The sequence below is a fragment of the Mycobacterium sp. OAS707 genome (genome assembly GCF_014873705.1).
In the GTDB taxonomy this organism is placed as follows: Bacteria; Actinomycetota; Actinomycetes; order Mycobacteriales; family Mycobacteriaceae; genus Mycobacterium.
The window spans coordinates 1,451,443-1,469,661 of the sequence record NZ_JADBDS010000001.1 but is presented as its reverse complement, the minus strand read 5'-3'; the positions used below and the strand labels follow the sequence as shown (position 1 = coordinate 1,469,661).

The window sequence follows — 18,219 nt, the reverse complement described above, 5'->3', positions numbered from 1 at the left end:
CTCTCGTTCGTGAATGTTCCCCGTCGCTGCTGCCGGCCCGGGTGTCCCCACTATGCGGTCGCGACGCTGACCTTCGTCTACTCGGATTCGACCGCCGTGGTCGGCCCGCTGGCGACGGTGTCCGAGCCGCATTCGTGGGACCTGTGCGTGGCACACGCCGGCCGCATCACCGCGCCACGCGGCTGGGAGCTGGTTCGCCACGCGGGACCGTTGCCGACCCACCCCGACGAGGACGATCTGGTCGCTCTTGCCGACGCGGTACGCGAAGGTCGCGACAGCCCTGGACCGATCAACGGCGTGGCGGCAGGGTTTTCGGACCCGGCCACCGGCGTGCACGGCGGTGCGCTGATGGCGCCCGCGGCCCGGCGGCCCGAGTCCAACGGGCGCAGACGCGGCCACCTGCGGGTGTTGCCGGACCCCTCCGATTAATTGGGCCTAGCTGTACTGACCAACCCGGGCCTCGAGCCCGCCTAGCCGCGATCTCTTCACCGCCCGACGGCTAGGCTGACGCCAACGGTCCCCTTCGCAAGGAGCTCTATGTCTCGGCCCGCCGCGGCTGTTCACCGCGTCATCAAGGCGTATGACGTTCGCGGCTTGGTCGGCGAGGAAATCGATGAGGGTTTCGTCGCCGACGTCGGCGGTGCCTTCGCTCGGTTGATGCGCGACGGCTCATCTCAGGTCGTGATCGGCCACGATATGCGGGCCAGCTCTCCGTCGCTGGCGGCCGCCTTCGCCGAAGGTGTGATGGCCCAGGGGCTCGATGTCGTGCACATCGGGCTGGCCTCGACAGATCAGCTCTACTTCGCCTCGGGGCTGCTGGATTGTCCCGGCGCGATGTTCACCGCCAGTCACAATCCTGCCGCCTACAACGGCATCAAGCTGTGCCGCGCAGGTGCGAAGCCCGTCGGCAAGGACACCGGGCTCACCCAGATCAGCGAGGACATCATCGCCGGCGTGCCGGAATTCGACGGTCCTCGCGGCAGCAGTTCGCAGCGCGATGTGCTGGGCGAGTACGGGGACTTCCTGCGCTCCCTCGTCGACCTGGCCGAGCTGCGCCCGCTGCGCGTCGCCGTCGACGCGGGTAACGGCATGGGCGGTCACACCACGCCTGCGGTGCTCGGCGTGATCCCGTCAATCACCCTGCTGCCGTTGTACTTCGAACTGGACGGCACGTTCCCCAACCACGAGGCCAACCCGCTGGATCCGGCCAACCTCGTCGACCTGCAGGCGCACGTCGTCGAGACCGGCGCCGATATCGGTTTGGCGTTCGACGGCGACGCCGACCGGTGTTTCGTGGTCGATGAAAAGGGGCATCCGGTTTCTCCGTCGGCGGTGACGGCTTTGGTCGCTGCGCGGGAATTGAACAGGGAGATCGGGGCGACGGTGATCCACAACCTGATCACCTCCCGGGCGGTACCGGAACTGGTCGCTGAGCGGGGTGGCACACCGGTGCGTTCGCGCGTCGGCCACTCCTATATCAAGGCGTTGATGGCCGACACCGGAGCGATTTTCGGTGGCGAGCACTCCGCGCACTATTACTTCCGCGATTTCTGGGGCGCCGACTCAGGGATGTTGGCCGCCCTGCACGTGCTTGCCGCGCTCGGCGAACAGGAGCGGCCGCTTTCGGACATCATGGCCGACTACCAACGCTACGAAGCCTCCGGCGAGATCAACTTCACGGTCAATGACGCCGAGGCGTGTGTCGATGCGGTGCTGAAATCGTTCGGCACCCGCATCCACTCCATCGATCACCTCGACGGGGTGACTGTCGACCTGGGCGACGGCAGCTGGTTCAACGTCAGGATGTCCAACACTGAGCCGCTGTTGCGGCTCAACGTCGAAGCGCGCACGTCCGACGAGATCGAGGAGATCGTCGGAGTCGTCGGTGCCCAAATCGCCTCCGTCGAGAAGGCGGCCACGTGAACGGTACGCAGGCCACCATCGACCTCGACGATGTGGAGGGCCTGCTCGCCGCCGATCGTGACGGTTTGCTGCGCTCGGCGTCGATGGCAGGCGCGCAGGTGCGTGCCACTGCCGCGGCACTGGACGAGGGCGACCTGGATGCGCTGAAGTCCGACCAACCACCGCGCACCGTCGTCTGGGTGGCAGGCCGCGGCATTGCCGAGACGGCGGGAACAATGCTGTCGGCGACACTGGCCGGTTCGGTGGCGGCGCCGATCGTCGTCGTATCCGAGGCCCCGCCGTGGATCGGCGCACTCGATGTCCTGGTCCTCGCCGGTGACGACCCCGGCGACGCCGCCCTGGTTTCTGCGGCGGCCACCGGGGTGCGCCGTGGTGCGCGCATCGTCGTCGTCGCGCCGAACGAAGGCCCACTGCGCGACGCCACCGCTGGTCGCTCGGCATCGCTGGCGCCACGCCTGTGGGTCCGTGAGGACTTCGGCCTGGCCCGCTATCTGGCTGCGGGCCTTGCCGTGTTGCATGTGGTGGATCCCGGACTGCAAGTGGATCTCGCGATGCTGGCCGACGAACTCGACGCGGAGGCTTTTCGCAACAGCGCCGGGCGCGAGTTGTTCACCAATCCCGCCAAGGCGTTGGCCGAACGCATGTCGGGACGCGACGTGGTGTTGGCCGGCGACAACGCGGCGACGGTGGCGCTCGCCCGCCATGCCGCGACGGTCCTGCTGCGGATCGCGCATCAACCCGTGGCAGCGGTCGGGCTGGGAGACGCGCTGGTCGCACTGCACACGGGTTTCGGTGGTGGGGCTGCCGCCGATGGCGAAGCGTCGATATTTCATGACGAGCAGATCGACGGCCCGTCACCGCGACGGGTGCGCACGTTCGTGTTGGCCACCGACGCCGAACGGCCGGTCGTTGCCGCGCGGATCAGCGGGTTCGACGACGTCGACGTGATCAATGCCGAAGACGTACCGGAAGTATTGGGAATGGTGGATGCTCCGGTGGCAGCCGCGCCGCCCGGCCGGCCGGAACAACAACTGGCGATGATGGCCGTGCGGTTGGAGATGGCGGCCACCTATCTGCGACTGGTTCGAGGTTAAGCAAGTGCACTTGCTACGCGGAGCGGTGCGGACCTATGCATGGGGTTCGCGAACCGCTATTGCCGATTTCACCGGACGACCAAGTCCCACAGCGCATCCCGAGGCAGAGCTGTGGTTCGGTGCGCATCCGGGTGATCCGGCGTGGCTGGAGACTGACGATGGTGAGGTCTCGCTACTCGATACGCTGCGAAGCGATCCCGAAGGCCAGTTGGGTGGCGCGGTGCGCGGCCGGTTCGGTGACACCCTGCCGTTCCTGGTGAAGGTGCTCGCCGCCGACGAACCGCTTTCGCTGCAGGCGCATCCGAGTGCCGAGCAGGCGCTGGAAGGCTTTGCGCGCGAGGAGAAGCTGGGCATCCCGATCACGGCGGCCACGCGTAACTACCGCGACCGCAGCCACAAACCCGAATTATTGGTAGCGCTAGGGCAATTCGAGGCGCTGGCCGGATTCCGATCGGCCGAGAGCGCGGTCGAGTTGATGCGCGCGCTTGCCGTCAGCGACCTCGACCCGTTCGTCAACCTGTTGTCCGGGCAGTCCGACGCCGACGGTCTGAGGGCGTTGTTCACCACGTGGATCACCGCGCCGCAGCCCGACCTCGATGTGCTGGTGCCCGCGGTGATCGATGGTGCGATTCAATACATTCGAGCGGGCAACAAGGAGTTCGCGGCCGAAGCCAAGACCGTGCTCGAACTCGGCGAGCGGTATCCGGGCGACGCCGGGGTACTGGCTTCGCTGCTGCTGAACCGGATCAGCCTCAAGCCGGGTGAAGCCATTTACATGCCCGCGGGCAATCTGCACGCCTATCTGCACGGTGTCGGCGTCGAGGTGATGGCCAACTCCGACAACGTGCTGCGTGGCGGGCTCACCCCCAAACACGTCGACGTGCCTGAGTTGCTGCGGGTGCTCGACTTCACGCCGGCCACCGACGACGTCATTCATCCCGAAATCACCAGGGACGGAACGGAACTCGTCTACAACACGCCCGCACCGGAGTTCGCGGTGTCGGTGTTGCGCATCGACGGCGAGAACCTTGGCCATGAGATCGACGCCCCTACCCAGCACGACGGGCCCCAGATCCTGCTCTGCACAGAGGGTTCGACGGTGGTGCACGCCAAATCCACTGCAGTGACGCTGGAGCGCGGAATGGCCGCATGGGTGGCAGCCGACGACGGGCCGATCCGGCTGGTCGCGCAGACGCCCACGAAGTTGTTCCGGGCGACCGTCGGGATTTAATGCCCTTGCTCGTCGTTGCGGCCGAACGGCAGCACGTGCATGATCGCGACCACCACGGCGCCGACGATCAAGCCGACCACGGCCGACACCGCGGTGTTGAGCAGCCAGGCCAGCAGTGCGCCGACGCCCTGCACGGCGTGGTGGACGAAATCTTCGGCGTGGTGGACCAAGCCGTAGGGTGCGTGCCAACCGAGCGTGTCGGTGCCCTGCAGCAGGATGTGGCCGCCGACCCAGAGCATCGCGACCGTGCCGACGGCCGAAAGCGTCGACAGCACTTTGGGCATTGCCGCGAGTAAGCCGCGGCCGACCCGCTGCGCGAAGCGGGAGCCGCGCTGGGCCAGGTTCAATCCGACGTCGTCCATCTTCACGATGGCGCCAACCACCCCGTACACCGCGACGGTGATCACAATCGCCACGATGACAAGGATGATGAGCCGCGGCCAAAACGACTGATCGGCCACCTCGTTCAGCGCGATGACCATGATCTCGGCGGACAGAATGAAATCGGTTCGGATGGCCCCGGCCGTCATTTTCTTCTCGGCGTCTTCGCCCGCGGCCGTGGTCGGTGCGCCATGGCTGTCGTGTCCGCGAACATAACCCCACGCCTTCTCGGCGCCCTCGTAGCACAGGTACGTCGCGCCGACCATCAGGATCGGCGTCAGCAGCCACGGCACGAACTGGCTGAGCAGCAATGCCGCGGGCAGGATGAAGATCAGCTTGTTACGCAGAGACCCGATCGCGATCCGCTTGATCATCGGCAGCTCGCGGTCGGCGGTGATCCCGTGCACGTACTGCGGTGTCACGGCGGTGTCGTCGATCACGACGCCAGCGGCCTTCGCTGTCGCACGTCCGGTGGCAGCGCCGATGTCGTCGACCGAGGCGGCGGCCAGCCGGGCCAGAGCCGCGATGTCATCAAGAAGCCCGAACAGACCAGCGCTCATCGCGTCGTCCCCATGGCACCGAAGGCTACCTGTGCGTGCGCATGAACCTGATCAGCACGTCCTCGGCGACGCCGTACTGCATCGCATCAACCCACACCCGGCAGTTGACCGGGCCGCCACCCGCCCTGGCCCGGATGCCGCCGGGAACGGCCACGTAGCCGCCGACCTCTGCTTTGGCCAACAGGTCGAGAACCGCACCGGCGTCACCGGATTCGAGGTCGGCGATGGCTACCCACATATCGGCCCACACGCCGTTGTCCCTGCCGCCCGGCGGCAACCAGTAGGCGATGCCGAACTGCGCCAGGTCGTCCAGCGGCCGGATCTGTGTGGTCATGCAACACCGCGGCGGGCGGCCGCGCGGATGAAGCGGTGCACATCCTCCTTCGTGGTGCCACCGTCATGAGCGATCCACGGTCCCTCGATCGACGGGTCGAGAATTCCTTCCTCGAGCCAGGTGTACTGACCGCCGAGCACATCTTTCGCCAAGGTTCGGTCACTGCCGTCGCTGTTGCGCCACAGTTCAGCGAACCGTCGGTCGGCGCGCACCCGCGCCTGGCGGCAGAACGCGTCGGCAAGCCCGATCGCCGAATCGTCCACCCCTGGCCGCTGTGTGCGGACACAGGCGGCCGTCATCGCGAACAACTCGGCTCCGATGTCAACGATGCGGCCAAGGAACCGCTGCTTGTGTTCGAGCTTGCCTTGCCAGCGTGACATCGCATAGAACGTGCTGCGCGCCAACCGGCGACTGGCCCGCTCGACATAGCGTAGATGCGTGCCGAGAGGCCCGAATTCACCGAATGATGTTGGTAATTGCCCCTTTCCGGCGAACAAGGTGGGAAGCCAGCGTGCGTAGAACAGGCCAGCGTTGGCCGCCGCTTTAGCTTTGCGCCGCATGTCGGCGTCGGGGTCGATGATGTCGCCCGCGACGCTCAAATGCATATCCACCGCTTCGCGCGCGATCAGCAGATGCATGATTTCTGTTGAGCCCTCGAAGATCCGGTTGATGCGCACGTCGCGCAGCACCTGTTCGGCCGGGACTCCGCGCTCGCCGCGGGCGGCCAGCGACTCGGCCGTCTCAAAACCGCGACCCCCGCGGATCTGCACCAGCTCATCGGCGATCAGCCAGGTCATCTCCGAGCCGTACAACTTCGCCAGAGCCGCCTCGATCCGAATGTCGTTGTGGCCGGCATCGGCGAGTTCACTGGCCAGCTCGACCATCGACTCCAGCCCGTAGGCGGTGGCGGCGATGAACGCCACCTTGCCGGCCACCGCGTCGTGCTCGCCGACCGGCCTGCCCCATTGCACGCGTTCGCATGACCACTGGCGGGCGACCGACAAACACCATTTCGCCACGCCGCAGCACGTCGCGGGCAGCGACAGCCGCCCCGTGTTCAACGTGGACAGCGCGATGCGCAGGCCGTCGCCTTCCTCGCCGATTCTGTTTTCCGCGGGCACCCTTACATCGGTCAGCCGGGTCAGACCGTTCTCGATGCCGCGTAATCCCATGAACGCGTTGCGGTTCTCGACCGCGATGCCCGGTGTATCGGCCTCCACCACGAATGCGGTGATGCCGCCGGGATGGCCTTCGCCTTTGGGCACCTTGGCCATCACGACCATGAGGTCGGCGATCACGCCGTTGGTAGTCCACAGCTTCACCCCGTCGAGCAGATAGTCGTCGCCGTCCGGGGTCGCGGTGGTGCGCAGCCGGGCCGGGTCGCTGCCGACATCCGGTTCGGTCAGCAGGAACGCGCTGATCTCGGTTGTGCACCGCGGCAGCCACTTTCGCTTCTGCTCTTCGCTGCCGAACATCGAGATCGGCTGCGGCACCCCGATCGACTGGTGCGCGGAAAGCAGCGCGCCCAGCGCGCTGTGTACCGAGCAGACCATGGCCAGAGCCCTGTTGTAGTACACCTGCGACAGGCCAAGACCGCCGTATTCGGTGTCGATCTTCATGCCGAACGCGCCGATTTCCTCGAGCCCGAGGATCACCTCGTCGGGAATCTGGGCATCGCGTTCGATCACGGCGGCGTCGATCTGCGACTCGCAGAACTCCTGCAACTTGGCGAGGAAAGCCTCGCCGCGCTCGCTGTCCTCCGATGAGCCGCTGGGGTGCGGATGGACCAGGTCCATTCGCAATCTGCCGAGGAACAATTCTTTGCCGAAACTGGGTGCCAGCCACTGCGCCTCGCGCGCGTGCTCGGCGGTTTCCCTGGCCTGTTTCTCGCTGATTTCCCCGGTAGCGGTCATCGCAGACCTCCCTAGCAATTGGCCCTACTCGACGGTAACTCCAATAGCCCCTGTAGAGGAGGGGTAAACGCAGGGGAGTGCGCCGGCTTCCCTGCCATGGCAGTCCTCCGGCCGACAGGTCAGCTCAGCTGGTCGACGATGGCCGCAGAGTCAAGCCAGATGTTTTCCCGGCTGATCAGGCCGTCGCGAAATTGGAAGACATGCAGCATACGAAAAGTAATGCGGCGGTTGTTGCCTGGAAGGCCGAGCATCGAACCGATGACCGTTCCGGTCATTGCCTGTTCTAGGACCAGCGCCTCCGGTGTTGCGAAACGATGCAGGACTTCCCAGCCTTCGGTCCGAAAGTTCGCGACGAGATATTCATAGAATTCGCGCGCGCCTTCTTTCCCATGTCTTGGGCTTCCGGGAAAACCCACCACATCGTGCTCGACATCGTCTGTGTAGACAGCCACGGCGCCGTCGACGTCGCCTGCGTCCTCTGCTTGCATATGCCTTGACACCAGCGCATGCAGCTCGTCACTGTCCATCTGCCTCCCCTCGAACGCAATGCCAGCAACCGGGTGGGTCCGATGTTGCGCTGCGCTTTAGCGCACGCCTTTACCGTGGTGATGACACGATAGATCGCGTGGTTGAAGGCGGGGTGCGCTCGTCAAAAGACGGCGGTATCCGCGAAAAGCAAAGCTCGTCGATTGACGAGTGGCTCGATGATGCGATCGAAGCGATCAATCGGGGTGACCTCGCCACCGCGACCGCGTTAGCCGGCCAGGTGCTGACGGTAGACCAAGGCAACATCGACGCCGAGGACTTGTTGGCGGCGCCTGGCGATGGGGGCGAGATCCGGCGGCTCACGATCTTCTTCGCCGACCTAGTCGACTCAACGGCCCTTTCCACCCAAGTGGAGCCGGAGACGTACGGCACGGTGGTCGGTCGCTATCGAGATGCGGTCCAGCGTGCCGTGAATCGTTACGAGGGCCATATCGACTCCGTTAAGGGTGACGGGCTACTCGCGTTATTCGGTTACCCGATCGCACACGAGGACGATGTCTGCCGGGCAGTGCGGGCAGGACTGGACGTCTGCCGGGACGTGTCCCGGCTCAGTGAGCAAGCTCGGCGGCGCTTCGGAGTCGTGATCAGTGTCCGGGTCGGGGTGCATCGCGGATTGGTGTATTTAGACAAGGCTCGAGGCGGCGTCGATGGGTTGGGCGCCAACCTGGCTGCTCGCGTTTCGAACCTGGCTCCACCGGGAGCGGTGGTGGTTTCCGAACCGGTTGAGAGGTTGATACGCAATAGGTTTGACCTTGAGGCCCGGGCCGCAGCACCAGTCAAGGGTGTCACGGAACCGATCGCCTATCACCGCGTTGTCGGCGAGCGGGCGCCGTCGCACCGCCTGAGTGTGGGTCCTACGGTGGGCCGCGATTCGGAGCTCAATCGACTGGAAATGTGTTGGGCGCAAGCGAAATCCGGCGTGCTCGCTCCACCTGCTGTGGTTTTTCGCGGTGAGGCCGGAATTGGGAAGAGCCACCTGGCTGCCGCCGCTGGTGAGCTGATCCGGCGTGACGGCGGCGTCGTGTTGGAGCTTGTGGGATCGCCGTTTCACACCGACGCCGGCCTGCACCCGGTCCGTGCCCTGCTCGAGCGCCGGTGCGGCATCGGTCGCACCACTGAAGCAGCCGAACGGCTGCGCCTGCTCGGCGACGAGGTGCGCGCTCTCGGGCTGGGGTCGGCACTCATCTCCCTGCTGGCGCCGGTATTGAGTATCAGCACCGAAGCGGGTTATGAGCCTGTCGCCGTCCAGGGCCACAAACTCTACGAACAGATCGGTGATGCCGTCCGCGATTACCTGTTGGCCTGCTTGAGGAATGCCCCCGGGCTGGTGGTGGCCGAAGATATGCACTGGTTCGATCACTCCACCATTGAGATCCTCAGCTCCTTGCGCGACAACGCAAACGGCGCCTTGATGGTGGTGGCGACCGGACGCCCAGGAGAGTGGTTGCCGGCCGGGTGGCCGGCAACCGTCGTGGACCTGACGCCGTTGACCGAACAGCAGACCGATGATCTGATCTGCGCCCTCGACCCCGGTATGTCGGCCCAGGATCGCGCCGCGGTAGCGCGCCGCTGCGACGGTGTGCCCTTCTACATCGAAGAGGTCGTCAACGGGCACAACGACGTCGGCGTACCCGAGACGTTGTATGAGCCGCTATTCGCCCGGCTGCGCACCAGTCCCGACGTCATGCCGGTGGTGGAAGTCGCCGCCATCATTGGTCGGGAGATCGATCGCGACCTGCTTTGTGCAGTGGTCGGCCTCGGGGATGAAGCCATCAACAAGGCCCTCGACGATCTCACAGATGCGCGAGTGCTCGAGCAGTTTGGAACTGGCAACTGGCGCTTTCGCCACGAGCTGCTGCGCGAAGTCGCCGCCGAGCTGGCGCCGCCATCAGTGCGCCGGAGAATTAACGGAAAGGTGGCTGACGCCCTGACGGCCGCGGGTGACCCGGATTGGCGATTGGCCGCCGCCCACTACGAGCAGGCAGAGCGCTTCGATGAGGCTGCGTCGGCCTATCAGCGGGCATCCAGCGAGGCTCGCCGGCGCGGCGCACTTGCCGAGGCGCGCACTTATCTCAGCCAGTCACTTGCGCAGCTGGCCTATAGCGCGTCGGGTCCCAGCCGCGACCACGCCGAAAGATCGGCACGGCTCGAGCGGGGCCTGCTGACTTCTGCCGCAGACGGCTATCAAAGCCAAGCCGCCGCCGTCGATTTCGAACGATGCTTGCAGCTAGCTGGTACGGATCTGCGAGACGACGAACTTTTCGCGGCGCTGGTGGCGGTCGTTGGCTATTTCACGGTACGTGCGGATTTGCGGCGGGTAGCCCAACTGATTGAGTCGCTGCGGACAGGCCTCGAACACGGAGACCAGGCGCGCCGTGCCGTGATCGCGGAGATGGCGGGTGTGCTGGCATTCCGCCGTGGCGAGTTCAGCGACGCCCATTCTCATTTCGAGGAGGCGCTGGTCGGCCTGGCCGGCGAAGACGTCCGCAGGATTGGCGCCGTCTGGCGCAACCTCACAGATCCTGAGACACACGCGCGGATGCACCTAGGAGTGGTTCATCTCTTTCGAGGCGATCTCGCCGGCGCCGACGGCCTGCTGACTCAGGCGGCCCAGCGAGCCACGGACCAGGCATTCCCTCGAGGCCCGTACAGCTTGGCGTTCACTCGATCACTCCAAACCTGGATGCACATGGAGGCCGGTCATCTCGACCGTGCCGGAGCCCTTGCCGCAGAAGTCAGCGAACTGGCCGAGCGACATGGTTTCGATCAGTGGCGACTGGAAGGCGACACGTGCCGCGCTGCAGTCGACGGCCTCACCGCCGTAGCCGAGGGCGATACAACCCTCAATAGTCATATCGACACCCTGAGTAGCCTCCTTGAGACTTGGCGCACGCTCGAAATCAATCGATTCCGCACGTACTACGACGCTGTCCTCAGCCGACTGTTGAGCGCCGCCGGACAACCAGAAGCGGCCCGCAGCCGCCTTGACACCGCACTTCAGTTCGCGCGCACCACCCAGATGCACTTCTACGACGCGGAACTACTGCGAATACGTGGGTCCGTCCAGAAGGACCCCACGGACCGGCAAGCCGACGTTGATGGCGCAATACAACTCGCGCGCTGTCAGGGCGCCACGCTATTCGAATTGCGTGCGGCCCTTGATGATTACGCGCTGCGTGGCGCGCCCGCTCGTCTCGCGCTGACGAGCGTTGTCGAACGAATGCCAGCCGATAGCATATTGACCGAAATGGCCCGGGCCCGTGATGCTTTAGGGCTCGCCCAGCCGGACACACCGGGATTGTGAGGCCGCAGCTCAGCTACGTCCAGTGGTCGGCGCACCTCGTATTTCGTCAGCCAACCGGGCTTTTTGCCCGCGCAACGGCCGGTCGTCGCCGGTCAGCCAGCCACATCCGCATGTTGTGCCGGACGGTGCGACCGATCAACCGGGCCGAGGGCACCATGTAGAGGCTGTCGAGCAAACTGAATCGGCGTAAAAACCATTCGGCCAGAACGGGATCCGTCTCCGCGGCGCCGAGGAATTGGTCGAACAGGTTGCCGACAGGCTTGTACCACCACTTCGTGTCGCCGGTCGCGTTGTGCAGCGTGAGATCCCCGATCGAGGTCATCATCCAGACCGGCCACGTCGTCTTGGCGGTGGCCTTGGCCAGTCGGCCCGCGACATCGACGTCTCCAAGAGCCAGCACCGTGCGCAGGTTGCTTGCCTGGATCGCCGTCATGGTCATGCCCTGGCCGAACGTCGGGTTGAAGCTCACCACCGAGTCGCCGAACGGAATGATGCCTTCGGGGAAACGCTCGAGCTTGTCGTAGCGGCGCCACCGACTGGTCGGGTACTTGTGGAAGGCCATCTCGCCGAGCGGAGTGCCGCGGCGCAAGGCCGACGACACGTGTGCGGGCAGGATTTCGTCGGCGAGGTCGAGGATCTCGGGGAAGGTCTGCGGTGGCTCGACCCTGCCGATTCCGAACGTCGTGACGTTCCAGTTGCCGTCTTCGTAGAAGAGCATTCCGATGCCCAGCGGTTGTGCGCGTGATGCGCCGGCCACCACGACCTTCTCGGCCAGCAAACCGTCAGGAACACGCACCTGGTGGCTGGCATATGCGATGCCGACGTCGACGGTCTCCTCATGTGGACGCCCGTATCCCCATGCCTCCAGCCACACCGGCAGCCGGGTGCCGCGGCCCGCGGCGTCGACGACCAGGTCGGCGTCGACCACCTCGCCGGAGTCGAGTCGCACCCCGGTCACACGCTGTTGTGCGGCGTCGAAGATCGGTTCGCTCACCGCGGCCGAGACGATGTCGACGTTGTCGATGGCCAGCACGCGGCGCCGGATCTGCCACTCCAGCTGCGGCCGGCTCGGCACATATGCCGTGAACTCGTCCTGCAGCCGATGGGCGGTGCCGAGCACGTGACCGGCGGCCCCGAAATGGATGCAGTCGGGCCGATTTTCGAGGATCGGCACACCGTCGGCCACCATCTTCTCGAGAAGGCCTGGAAACAGCTGTTCGAACTCCTGCGCACCGCGCGCCATCAGCAGGTGCACGTGCTTGCCCTGCGGGACGGCGGCGCGGTTCTCGGGGCCGGCAGGCAGTGGGTCGCGCTCGTAGACGGTGACCTGCTCGCTGACGTCTGACAGCACCCGCGCTGCGCACAGGCCGGCCAGGCTGGCACCTATCACGATCGCGTGGTTATAACTCCGCCCCATCGGGGGAACAGTACCGAATAGATCCCGGCTGGCGGGACCAGGAAGGGGCCGGTGATGGCTACGGGTTCTTTGGGTTGGCGAGTCAAGTCTGTTGAGCAGTCGATCGAGGACACCGACGAGCCCTCGACGCGGTTGCGTAAGGACCTCACCTGGTGGGACCTCACGGTGTTCGGCGTCGCCGTGGTGGTCGGCGCGGGCATTTTCACCGTCACCGCCTCGACCGCGGGCAACATCACCGGTCCCGCGATCTCCGTCTCGTTCATCATCGCTGCCATCGCATGCGGCCTGGCGGCGCTGTGCTACGCCGAATTCGCATCGACCGTGCCGGTGGCAGGCAGCGCGTACACGTTCTCGTACGCGACGTTCGGCGAGTTCATCGCATGGGTCATCGGTTGGGATCTGATTCTGGAGTTCGCGGTCGGTGCCGCGGTGGTCTCCAAGAGTTGGTCGACGTATCTCGGCACAGTCTTCGGATTCTCCGGCGGGACAGTGGAATTGGGGCCACTGAAGTTTGACTGGGGGGCTCTGCTTATTGTCGCCGTATTGACAGTGCTGCTGGCGTTGGGCACCAAGTTGTCGTCGCGCGTCAGCGCGGTCATCACCGCGATCAAGGTGGGTGTCGTGCTCTTGGTGATCGTGGTGGGCGCCTTCTTCATCAAGGCCGCCAATTATTCGCCGTTCGTTCCGCCGCCTGCGGCAGGCGGCTCCGACGCGACTGAGCAGTCACTGTTTTCGTTGCTCACCGGCGCAGGCAGCAGCACATACGGCTGGTATGGGGTGCTGGCCGGCGCGTCGATCGTGTTCTTCGCGTTCATCGGGTTCGACGTCGTGGCCACCACCGCCGAGGAGACCAAGCGGCCACAGCGCGATGTACCGCGCGGCATCATCGCCTCGTTGATCATCGTCACCCTGCTCTACGTCGCGGTGTCGGTGGTGCTGTCGGGCATGGTGCGCTACTCCGACCTGAAGAGCGCGGGTGAGGATTCCGGCGCCAACCTCGCGACGGCCTTCGAACTGAACGGCGTCGACTGGGCGGCCAAAGTGATTGCAATCGGCGCCCTGGCCGGTCTGACCACCGTGGTCATGGTGCTGATGCTGGGGCAGTCGCGGGTGTTGTTCGCGATGTCCCGCGACAGGCTGTTGCCCGCCAGTCTGGCGCAGACCGGTGAGCGCGGCACGCCGGTGCGCATCACGGTGCTGGTCGGCGTTGTCGTGGCGCTGACGGCGGCGCTGTTTCCCATCGCCAAGCTCGAGGAGATGGTCAACGTCGGCACGCTGTTCGCGTTCGTCCTGGTGTCCGCCGGTGTGATGATCCTGCGCCGCACGCGCGGCGACCTGGAACGCGGTTTCCGAGCACCGGGGGTTCCCCTGGTGCCGATTCTGTCGATCCTCGCTTGCGTGTGGCTGATGTTGAACCTGACGACGCTGACCTGGATCCGGTTCGTGGTCTGGATGGCCGTCGGCGTGGTCATCTATTTCGCCTATGGGCGCAGGCACTCGGCGCTGGCGCAACGGGAAGAGGTACTTGCCAGCTCCTAGCCCGTTCTTTACAAAACGCGCCTCTGTGTCTAGACAGCCGACAAAATCGGCTCTATAGTCAACTGAACGTGATGGCACTCACTTCAGGAGGCATGTAGTGACCACTCAAATGTCCGACCTCGAGGTCACCCAGTGGCGCGATAAGAAGCGCCATCTGTGGCTGATGGGGCTGATCGCGCCGACGGCGCTGTTCGTGATGCTGCCGTTGGTGTGGGCGTTCAACCAGTGGGGTTGGCACGCGGCGGCCCAGGTGCCGTTCTGGATCGGGCCGATCCTGCTCTACATCCTGCTGCCGGCGCTTGACCTTCGCTTCGGTCCCGATGGTCAGAACCCGCCCGACGAGGTGATGGAGCGGTTGGAGAACGACAAGTACTACCGCTACTGCACCTACATCTACATCCCGTTCCAGTACGCCAGCGTGATCCTGGGCGCGTACCTGTTCACCGCGTCCGACCTGAGCTGGCTGGGTTTCGACGGCGGCGTGGGCTGGCCGGCGAAGATCGGTCTGGCGCTCTCGGTGGGTGTGCTCGGAGGCGTCGGCATCAACACCGCACACGAAATGGGCCACAAGAAGGACGAACTCGAGCGCTGGCTGTCGAAAATCACGCTGGCCCAGACCTGCTACGGCCACTTCTACATCGAGCACAACCGCGGCCACCACGTCCGCGTCGCCACCCCGGAGGACCCCGCGTCGGCCCGTTTCGGAGAGACGTTCTGGGAGTTCTTGCCGCGCAGCGTATTTGGCAGTCTGAAGTCGTCGTGGGAACTGGAAGCCCAGCGGCTGCGACGTGCCGGCAAGAGTCCGTGGCACTGGTCCAACGATGTGCTCAACGCGTGGGCGATGTCGGTGGTGTTCTACGGCATCCTGATCGCGGTCTTCGGCGTGGCACTCATCCCATACGTCGTGATCTCCGCGGTGTTCGGCTTCACGCTGTTGGAGACGGTCAACTACCTCGAGCACTACGGCCTGCTGCGCCAGAAGCTGGAAAGCGGTCGCTACGAGCGGTGCGCGCCGGTGCACAGCTGGAACTCCGACCACATCGTGACCAACCTGTTCCTGTACCACCTGCAGCGGCACAGCGATCACCATGCCAACCCGACGCGGCGCTACCAGACGCTGCGCAGCATGGAGGGCGCGCCGAACCTGCCGAGCGGATACGCGTCGATGATCGCGCTGACCTACTTCCCGCCGCTATGGCGTCGCGTGATGGATCACCGGGTGCTCGAGCACTACGACGGCGACATCACCCGCGTCAACGTGCAGCCACGGATGCGCGACAAGGTGATGGCCAAGTACGGAGCACGGGCATGAGCACGTACCGCTGCCCGGGTTGTGACTACACCTACGACGAAGCGAAAGGCGCACCGCGGGAAGGGTTTCCCGCTGGCACGCCGTTCAGCGAAATCCCCTAAGACTGGTGCTGCCCGGACTGTGCAGTACGCGAGAAGGCCGACTTCGAAGAGATTTCTGAAAAGAAGGACGAGGTAATGAAATGACCGACTACAGACTGTTCATCTGCGTGCAGTGCGGATTCGAATACGACGAGGCCAAGGGCTGGCCGGAGGACGGCATCGCCCCGGGCACCCGGTGGGACGACATCCCCGACGACTGGAGCTGCCCGGACTGCGGCGCGGCGAAATCCGATTTCGAGATGGTGGAGGTCGCACGGTCGTGACCGCTACGGTTGCGCGTGTGACTAGCCCGCGCGACCATCGAACCGCGCAGCGCATTCCGTACGCCGAGGCGTCCCGGGTGCTGCTGCGCGATTCGATTTTGGACGGCATGCGGGAACTCCTGGTGAGCCGTGATTGGTCGTCGATCACGCTGTCGGACGTCGCGAAGGCCGCAGGCATCAGCCGCCAGACGATCTACAACGAATTCGGATCGCGCCAGGGGCTGGCGCAGGGCTATGCGCTGCGGCTCGCCGACCGCCTGGTGGATCAAATCGAAGACGCGATCGGAGGCAACGTCGGCGACATCTACGCCGCGTTTCTGCAGGGATTCCGCGACTTCTTCGCCGAGTCGGCCGCAGACCCGCTGGTGATCTCGCTGTTGACCGGTACCACCAAACCAGACCTGTTACAGCTGATCACCACGGACTCCGCGCCGATCATCACGCGCTGTTCGGAACGGCTGACCGAGACCTTCATGAATAGCTGGGTGCGCACGAGCGAGGAGGATGCGGGGGTCCTTGCCCGGGCCATCGTCAGGCTCGCCATGAGCTACGTTTCGATGCCGCCGGAGGCCGACCACGACGTCGCCCGCGACCTCGCCCGTTTGATGACGCCGTTCGCCGAACGCTACGGTGTTGTAGATACTCCTTAGCTGTCAGAGCGCCCCTGCTGTTCAACCGCACAAGCGCCTGTCCCGCGAGCCCGCAGGCTAAGGGGGTTTCCGCATGGGTGTCGCCGCTGCGTACGTCCGTGCGCACATTGGCAATGACGAACGAAGAAGGGCTCTAATACATGACTGAGTTGAAGGCCGACGTGCTCAACGGCATCGACTTCAAGGTGGCTGATCTGTCCTTGGCCGAGTTCGGCCGCAAGGAGATCCGGCTGGCCGAGCACGAGATGCCAGGCCTGATGTCGCTGCGGCGCGAGTACCACGATGTGCAGCCGCTGAAGGGAGCCCGGGTTTCCGGCTCGCTGCACATGACCGTGCAGACCGCGGTGCTGATCGAGACCTTGGTCGCCCTCGGCGCCGAAGTTCGCTGGGCGTCTTGCAACATCTTCTCCACCCAGGACCACGCCGCGGCGGCCGTCGTCGTCGGCCCGCACGGCACACCCGAGGAGCCCAAGGGCACCCCGGTCTTCGCGTGGAAGGGCGAGACGCTCGAGGAGTACTGGTGGGCCGCCGAGCAGATGCTGACCTGGCCGGGCGAGCCGGCCAACATGATCCTCGACGACGGCGGTGACGCCACCATGCTGGTGCTGCGCGGTGCGCAGTACGAGAAGGCCGGTGTGGTGCCGCCCGCCGAGGAGGACGACTCCGCCGAGTGGAAGGTGTTCCTCAACCTGGTGCGGACGCGCTTCGAAACCGAAAAGGACAAGTGGACGAAGATCGCCGAGTCGGTTCAGGGCGTCACCGAGGAGACCACGACCGGCGTGCTGCGGCTCTACCAGTTCGAGGCTGCCGGTGAGCTGCCGTTCCCGGCGATCAACGTCAACGACTCGGTTACCAAGAGCAAGTTCGACAACAAGTACGGCACCCGGCACTCGCTGATCGACGGCATCAACCGTGGCACCGACGTGCTGATCGGCGGCAAGAAGGTGCTGATCTGTGGCTACGGCGACGTCGGCAAGGGCTGCGCGGAGTCGATGGCGGGCCAGGGCGCGCGCGTGGCCGTCACCGAGATCGATCCGATCAACGCGCTGCAGGCGCTGATGGACGGCTTCGACGTGGTGACCGTCGAGCAGGGTGTCGGCGAGGCCGACATCATCATCACCTCGACGGGCAACAAGGACATCATCACCCTCGATCACATGAAGGCGATGAAGCACCAGGCGATCCTGGGCAACATCGGTCACTTCGACGATGAGATCCAGATGGCCGCACTCGAGAAGTCGGGCGCCAAGCGTCTGAACATCAAGCCGCAGGTTGATCAGTGGACGTTCGACGACGGCAAGTCGATCATCGTGCTGTCCGAGGGCCGCTTGCTGAACCTGGGCAACGCGACCGGTCACCCGTCGTTCGTGATGAGCAACAGCTTCTCCAATCAGGTGATCGCACAGATCGAGCTGTGGACCAAGAACGACGAGTACGACAACGCCGTCTACCGATTGGCCAAGCACCTGGACGAGAAGGTGGCGCGCATCCACGTCGAGGCGCTCGGCGGCACGCTGACCAAGCTCACCAAGGAGCAGGCGGAGTACATCGGCGTCGACGTCGAGGGCCCATACAAGCCCGAGCACTACCGCTACTGACGTAACGCGACGAAACCCCCGGCGCATAACGCGTCGGGGGTTTTGCGTCTTCG

Annotated in this window: 15 protein-coding genes and 1 pseudogene; 11 read left to right on the top strand and 5 right to left on the bottom strand. The window is 65.1% G+C overall.

The genetic code is table 11. The features are described 5' to 3' along the window. Positions 1-9 precede the first annotated feature (9 nt). The 4 genes from GGC64_RS07260 (at position 10) to manA (ending at position 4,248) form a co-directional block, all read left to right on the top strand. Entirely contained in the window at positions 10-429 is a 420-nt protein-coding gene (locus tag GGC64_RS07260) for a DUF3499 domain-containing protein (protein WP_192721727.1), read from the top strand. A 108-nt stretch (positions 430-537) separates the two neighbouring features. Beyond that, on the top strand, positions 538-1,923 hold the full coding sequence (locus GGC64_RS07255) for a phosphomannomutase/phosphoglucomutase (RefSeq protein WP_192721726.1): 1,386 nt from the start codon (positions 538-540) through the stop codon (positions 1,921-1,923). Next, positions 1,920-3,017, top strand: a complete 1,098-nt coding sequence (locus GGC64_RS07250) for a TobH protein (protein ID WP_192721725.1) — start codon at positions 1,920-1,922, stop codon at positions 3,015-3,017. Before GGC64_RS07255 ends, GGC64_RS07250 begins: the two co-directional genes overlap by 4 nt. A 4-nt stretch (positions 3,018-3,021) precedes the next feature. Then, on the top strand, positions 3,022-4,248 hold the full coding sequence (gene manA, locus GGC64_RS07245) for a mannose-6-phosphate isomerase, class I (protein WP_192721724.1): 1,227 nt from the start codon (positions 3,022-3,024) through the stop codon (positions 4,246-4,248). Here the strand turns inward: manA and GGC64_RS07240 are convergent. The 4 genes from GGC64_RS07240 to GGC64_RS07225 form a co-directional block, all read right to left on the bottom strand. Further along, positions 4,245-5,189 carry a DUF808 domain-containing protein gene (locus GGC64_RS07240; protein ID WP_192721723.1) on the bottom strand — a complete coding sequence of 315 codons (945 nt, stop codon included), beginning with the start codon at positions 5,187-5,189 and terminating at the stop codon, positions 4,245-4,247. The genes manA and GGC64_RS07240 overlap by 4 nt on opposite strands. A gap of 25 nt (positions 5,190-5,214) precedes the next feature. Beyond that, positions 5,215-5,523 (bottom strand): hypothetical protein, encoded by a 309-nt coding sequence (locus tag GGC64_RS07235; protein ID WP_192721722.1) that lies wholly within the window; start codon positions 5,521-5,523, stop codon positions 5,215-5,217. After that, positions 5,520-7,436, bottom strand: a complete 1,917-nt coding sequence (locus GGC64_RS07230) for an acyl-CoA dehydrogenase family protein (RefSeq protein WP_192721721.1) — start codon at positions 7,434-7,436, stop codon at positions 5,520-5,522. Before GGC64_RS07230 ends, GGC64_RS07235 begins: the two co-directional genes overlap by 4 nt. Positions 7,437-7,555: 119 nt before the next feature. Then, positions 7,556-7,924, bottom strand: coding sequence for a nuclear transport factor 2 family protein (locus tag GGC64_RS07225; protein ID WP_255528850.1), 369 nt, complete (start codon positions 7,922-7,924; stop codon positions 7,556-7,558). Between the two features lie 137 nt (positions 7,925-8,061). Here GGC64_RS07225 and GGC64_RS07220 point away from each other — a divergent pair, with 137 nt between their 5' ends. Beyond that, positions 8,062-11,286: an adenylate/guanylate cyclase domain-containing protein gene (locus GGC64_RS07220; protein WP_370582017.1), complete on the top strand. Its 3,225-nt coding sequence runs from the start codon at positions 8,062-8,064 to the stop codon at positions 11,284-11,286. Positions 11,287-11,332: 46 nt separating this feature from the next. Here GGC64_RS07220 and GGC64_RS07215 read toward each other — a convergent pair whose 3' ends face one another. Beyond that, complete coding sequence (locus GGC64_RS07215) at positions 11,333-12,703, bottom strand: NAD(P)/FAD-dependent oxidoreductase (RefSeq protein ID WP_192721719.1); 1,371 nt, start codon at positions 12,701-12,703, stop codon at positions 11,333-11,335. A 54-nt stretch (positions 12,704-12,757) separates the two neighbouring features. Between GGC64_RS07215 and GGC64_RS07210 the strand changes: the two genes are divergently transcribed. The 6 genes and pseudogenes from GGC64_RS07210 to ahcY all read left to right on the top strand — a co-directional run bounded on the left by GGC64_RS07210 (position 12,758) and on the right by ahcY (position 18,166). Continuing rightward, positions 12,758-14,242, top strand: coding sequence for an amino acid permease (locus tag GGC64_RS07210; RefSeq protein WP_192721718.1), 1,485 nt, complete (start codon positions 12,758-12,760; stop codon positions 14,240-14,242). A 109-nt stretch (positions 14,243-14,351) separates the two neighbouring features. Next, positions 14,352-15,554 carry an alkane 1-monooxygenase gene (locus GGC64_RS07205; protein WP_192722438.1) on the top strand — a complete coding sequence of 401 codons (1,203 nt, stop codon included), beginning with the start codon at positions 14,352-14,354 and terminating at the stop codon, positions 15,552-15,554. Beyond that, a pseudogene (locus tag GGC64_RS07200) lies at positions 15,551-15,652 on the top strand (rubredoxin); the annotation flags it as partial. The gene GGC64_RS07205 and the pseudogene GGC64_RS07200, both read left to right, overlap by 4 nt. An 83-nt stretch (positions 15,653-15,735) precedes the next feature. Continuing rightward, positions 15,736-15,918 carry a rubredoxin gene (locus GGC64_RS07195; RefSeq protein ID WP_192721716.1) on the top strand — a complete coding sequence of 61 codons (183 nt, stop codon included), beginning with the start codon at positions 15,736-15,738 and terminating at the stop codon, positions 15,916-15,918. Further along, on the top strand, positions 15,915-16,568 hold the full coding sequence (locus GGC64_RS07190; RefSeq protein ID WP_370582016.1) for a TetR family transcriptional regulator: 654 nt from the start codon (positions 15,915-15,917) through the stop codon (positions 16,566-16,568). The genes GGC64_RS07195 and GGC64_RS07190 overlap by 4 nt, the downstream gene beginning before the upstream one ends. 140 nt (positions 16,569-16,708) lie before the next feature. Continuing rightward, complete coding sequence (gene ahcY, locus GGC64_RS07185; RefSeq protein ID WP_192721714.1) at positions 16,709-18,166, top strand: adenosylhomocysteinase; 1,458 nt, start codon at positions 16,709-16,711, stop codon at positions 18,164-18,166. The last annotated feature ends 53 nt before the right edge of the window (positions 18,167-18,219 follow it).

Coding starts and splice junctions, on each gene's coding strand:
- GGC64_RS07255 (WP_192721726.1), top strand. CDS start 538: ATGTCTCGGCCCGCCGCGGCTGTTCACCGCGTCATCAAGGCGTATGAC.
- GGC64_RS07240 (WP_192721723.1), bottom strand. CDS start 5,189: ATGAGCGCTGGTCTGTTCGGGCTTCTTGATGACATCGCGGCTCTGGCC.
- GGC64_RS07235 (WP_192721722.1), bottom strand. CDS start 5,523: ATGACCACACAGATCCGGCCGCTGGACGACCTGGCGCAGTTCGGCATC.
- GGC64_RS07230 (WP_192721721.1), bottom strand. CDS start 7,436: ATGACCGCTACCGGGGAAATCAGCGAGAAACAGGCCAGGGAAACCGCC.
- GGC64_RS07225 (WP_255528850.1), bottom strand. CDS start 7,924: ATGCAAGCAGAGGACGCAGGCGACGTCGACGGCGCCGTGGCTGTCTAC.
- GGC64_RS07215 (WP_192721719.1), bottom strand. CDS start 12,703: ATGGGGCGGAGTTATAACCACGCGATCGTGATAGGTGCCAGCCTGGCC.
- GGC64_RS07210 (WP_192721718.1), top strand. CDS start 12,758: ATGGCTACGGGTTCTTTGGGTTGGCGAGTCAAGTCTGTTGAGCAGTCG.
- GGC64_RS07205 (WP_192722438.1), top strand. CDS start 14,352: ATGTCCGACCTCGAGGTCACCCAGTGGCGCGATAAGAAGCGCCATCTG.
- GGC64_RS07195 (WP_192721716.1), top strand. CDS start 15,736: ATGACCGACTACAGACTGTTCATCTGCGTGCAGTGCGGATTCGAATAC.
- ahcY (WP_192721714.1), top strand. CDS start 16,709: ATGACTGAGTTGAAGGCCGACGTGCTCAACGGCATCGACTTCAAGGTG.